Annotated in this window: 4 protein-coding genes; all 4 read left to right on the plus strand. The window is 45.4% G+C overall.

What is annotated here, in order from left to right; genetic code table 11:
• The first annotated feature begins 241 nt into the window (after positions 1-241).
• On the plus strand, positions 242-397 hold the full coding sequence (locus COY37_RS11885) for a transposase (protein ID WP_353682950.1): 156 nt from the start codon (positions 242-244) through the stop codon (positions 395-397).
• Positions 378-1,334, plus strand: coding sequence for an IS256 family transposase (locus COY37_RS07635; RefSeq protein WP_286679308.1), 957 nt, complete (start codon positions 378-380; stop codon positions 1,332-1,334). Before COY37_RS11885 ends, COY37_RS07635 begins: the two co-directional genes overlap by 20 nt.
• Before the next feature lie 154 nt (positions 1,335-1,488).
• Complete coding sequence (gene istA / locus COY37_RS07640; protein WP_286984510.1) at positions 1,489-2,973, plus strand: IS21 family transposase; 1,485 nt, start codon at positions 1,489-1,491, stop codon at positions 2,971-2,973.
• A 1-nt stretch (position 2,974) separates the two neighbouring features.
• A partial coding sequence (gene istB / locus COY37_RS07645) for an IS21-like element helper ATPase IstB (RefSeq protein WP_286977072.1) occupies positions 2,975-3,680 on the plus strand: 706 nt, incomplete at its 3' end.

Raw genomic sequence — 3,680 nt, forward strand, 5'->3', positions numbered from 1 at the left:
TTTTGGCAAAATAAAAATAGTGCATGATCGCGCCCATATAATTCTGTAAAAAGGTTCATTTGAAGACGGGTTGAAAATGAGCCACCGTTCCTCAAGAATAGAGTTGACCGAAACTACTATTTTAGGAGGAAATTACGATGGCTCACAACAAGCGTACGCAGTCAGGTGAATTTTTGCAACAAGCTCTACTCAATGATAAGGATTTCTTGAGGGTATGGTGGAAAGACTCAGTCAAAATCTTATGGAGGAAGAGATAACAGAATTCTTGCAAGCTGATCCCTATGAGAGCACCGAGAAGCGTCAAGGGTATCGAAATGGATACAAACCAAGGACGCTACATACCAGAGTTGGAAGTATAGATCTCATGGTGCCACAGGATCGAGAGGGCAACTTCTGAGGCAAAGCTTTTTGAAAGATATCAAAGAAGTGGGAAAGCGCTGGTGCTCTCCATAATCGAGATGTATGTCCAGGGGGTCTCAACCAGAAATGTGACAAAGATTGCCGAGGAACTCTGCGGGCACTCGGTATCAAAAAGCCAGGTATCAAGATTAGCATCCGAACTTGACCAAGAGATGCTTAGCTTTAAGAATCGCCCACTTGGCAGGTACCCCTATCTTGTCATAGATGCACGGTATGAAAAGTACGAACAAAAGCGCGGTGTTGTAAGCAAAGGAATTTTAATCGTCGCTGGCATTAATGAGGAAGGAGACCGTGAGATACTTCTCGTTGATATAGCAAACACCGAAAGCGAGACGTCCTGGTCTGAGGTATTCAGAACCCTCATAGAAAGGGGCTTAACCGGTGTAGAGTTTGTGGTAAGTGATGATCACGTCGGCTTAACAAAAGCAATTGAGAGATACTTTACCGGTGCCATCTGGCAGAGGTGCCAGTGCCACTTCATGAAAAATGTACTCGATAAAGTGGCTAAAGCTGATAAGAAGGATGTAAAAGCGGAGATGAGAGCGATCTTTGATAGCCCCAATTACGGGCGAGCAAAAGAGTTGTTAACTATAACAGTAGATCGCTATCCGGCGATATCTTCAATACTAGAAGATGCCCAAGAGGATATCTTAGCCTGTTTTTCCCTGCCGGAGAGTCATAGGAAACGGATGAGAACTACCAATATGCTTGAGAGGTTTAATCAGGAGATAAAACGCAGGACTAAGGTGGTCAGGATCTTTCCCAACGAGGAAGCTGCGCTAAGACTCATCACCGCCTTGGCCGCCGAGCAGACCGAGGAATGGATATCAGGCAAGAAGTATCTTGATATGTCGGCAAGGGTCGAAGTATCAGTGCAAGCGGCGAAACCAGAGCCGGCTCTGGTTTCAATCTAGGGGTTGATCTTGGGGAACGGATTTACAGAAAAATTGGGACTTGATCATAGTGCAAACGGAACTTAATTATTCTAGCGGTTAACTGGAATTTTCTTAGCACCCCAACCAGTACTCACCCCTTTTAGTCGAAAGACTTTTCAGGGGGTTGGAAAGGATGCTGAAGATGGATCAAATACAAGAAATCAAGAATCTTAGCAAAGAAGATAAATCACTTAGAGAGATCGCAAGGCAAACCGGCTATGCATTCGAAACCGTTAAGAAATACATAGAAAAGCAAGATTTTAGCCCGGTGCTTAAGCCCAAACAAAAGCGAAGCGGCAAACTTAACCCATACAAACACCATATCGACAAATGGCTCGAAAACGACAAAAAAGCTAAGCGCAAACAGCGTCATACCGCTCAGCGTGTATACAACCGGCTAAAAGAAATATACGGCGACGAGTTTAAAGTCTCAGACAGATCCGTTAGGAAATACGTCGCAGACAAAAAGGCAGACAGTCGCCAACAAGCAGACGGCTCGCTTCCGCTTAATCATCCCGGAGGCGAAGCCCAGTGCGATTTTGGAGACGCACAGTTTATCGAAAACGGCCAAATCTTTAACGGGCATTACCTAAGCTTGTCTTACCCTTACAGTAACGCCGGATACTCTCAACTATTTAAATCCGAGAACTTAGAATGTCTGCAAGAAGGCCTTGTTGCGATATTTGCGCATACGGGCAGAGTTCCAACCAAGATATGGTTCGATAACGCATCGACAATAGTGAAGAAAATCAGAGAAGAGGGCAAAAGAGACGTAACCGAGAGCTTCAGGCGCTTTGAGCTTCACTTCGGCTTTACAAGCAATTTCTGCAATCCCGACTCCGGCAACGAGAAGGGCTCGGTCGAAAACAAGGTCGGATATCACAGGAGAAATCTATTGGTGCCGATCCCGGAGTTTACCTGCATTCAAGCATACAACCGGGAGCTCTTAACCCGCTGCGACGCCGACATGTTGCGGGAGCATTACAAAAAGGAGCGCCCGATAGAAGAGCTTTTTATGGAAGAAAAGCTGCTTATGTCAAATCTGCCCGGTAGCGTATTTGAAGTATGCCGACTCGAAAAAGCCAAGGCAAACAATTACGGCAAAGTGCGCTTTGAGACCAACACGTACTCGGCTAGTCCGGACTTTGCCGCACAACAAGTATGGGTTAAGGCCGGTGCTTTTACGATAAGCATCTTAAGCGATGATTTTCGCCTTATACAATCGCACGAGCGCCTCTATGGCAAAAACAAAGAATCCATGAAATGGGAGCCATATTTAAGGTTAATATCCAAGCGGCCAAGAGCGCTTAAATACAGCTCGTTTTTCAGCGAGCTTCCCCAAAGTGTTCAGGATTACTTCGATCGCTTGGATTACCAAGGAAAAAGAGCGGCACTAAAAGTCATGGCCAAGATGGTTGAAGATACCGATATTTCAACCGCTCAAATAGCCTTCGAGCTTGCAATCGAGGGCAGAGTAGAAGATATAGACAGCATATGGGCAACGTATTACAGCTTAACCAAAAGCGATATCCAAGTTAAAGACATCGCCGCCCCTGCCGTTGCGACATATGTACCGGACAACAGTATCTACGACGTTTGCTTGAGGGGAGGTGTATAAAATGAAGGAGCTCATCAAGAAACACTGCCGCAAGCTAAAGCTCGGCACAAGAATATATGAGAACTATGCAAGCATTAAAGCCGACACCCACGAAGAGTTTTTAGAAAGGCTGCTTGCAATGGAAGTCGAGGCCCGCACCGTTAACCGGAAAAGTAAATACGTTAAAACGGCAGGTTTCGATGTAATAAAGACGTTTGAGAACTATACATTCGAAGATGTGCAAATACCTGCAAGCATTAGTATCGAGGACATAAAACAAGCGGCGTTTGTTGAAAGAAAGGAAAATCTGATACTCTACGGGCCAGTCGGCACGGGAAAGACTCATCTTGCGACCGCAATAGGGATATCTGCCTGCAACAACGATCAAAAGGTCAAGTTCTTTAGAACCGCCGCTTTGATTAACCGGCTTCTTGACGCCAAGCAAAACAAAGAACTGAAGAAGTTCCTGCGCCAGATCGAGCAGGCGGATCTTTTAATATGCGACGAGTGGGGTTACGTCCCCTTTGAGAAAGAAGGCTCACAGCTTTTGTTTCAGGTAATTTCCGAGTGCTACGAGAAAAGAAGCTTAATAATCACCACAAACTTGGAGTTTAGCAAATGGAACGGTATCTTCTACGACGAAAAACTTACCAGTGCGATAATCGACAGGGTTATCCACCACAGCCATTTGTTGATGTTTACCGGCGGTAGTTACCGGTTGAAACACT

Source organism: Candidatus Aquicultor secundus, from assembly GCF_002791875.1.
In the GTDB taxonomy this organism is placed as follows: Bacteria; Actinomycetota; Aquicultoria; order Aquicultorales; family Aquicultoraceae; genus Aquicultor_A; species Aquicultor_A secundus.

Bases quoted from the DNA above. Each gene is read 5' to 3' on its own strand.
- COY37_RS11885 (WP_353682950.1), top strand. From the start codon at position 242: ATGGAGGAAGAGATAACAGAATTCTTGCAAGCTGATCCCTATGAGAGC.
- istA (WP_286984510.1), top strand. From the start codon at position 1,489: ATGCTGAAGATGGATCAAATACAAGAAATCAAGAATCTTAGCAAAGAA.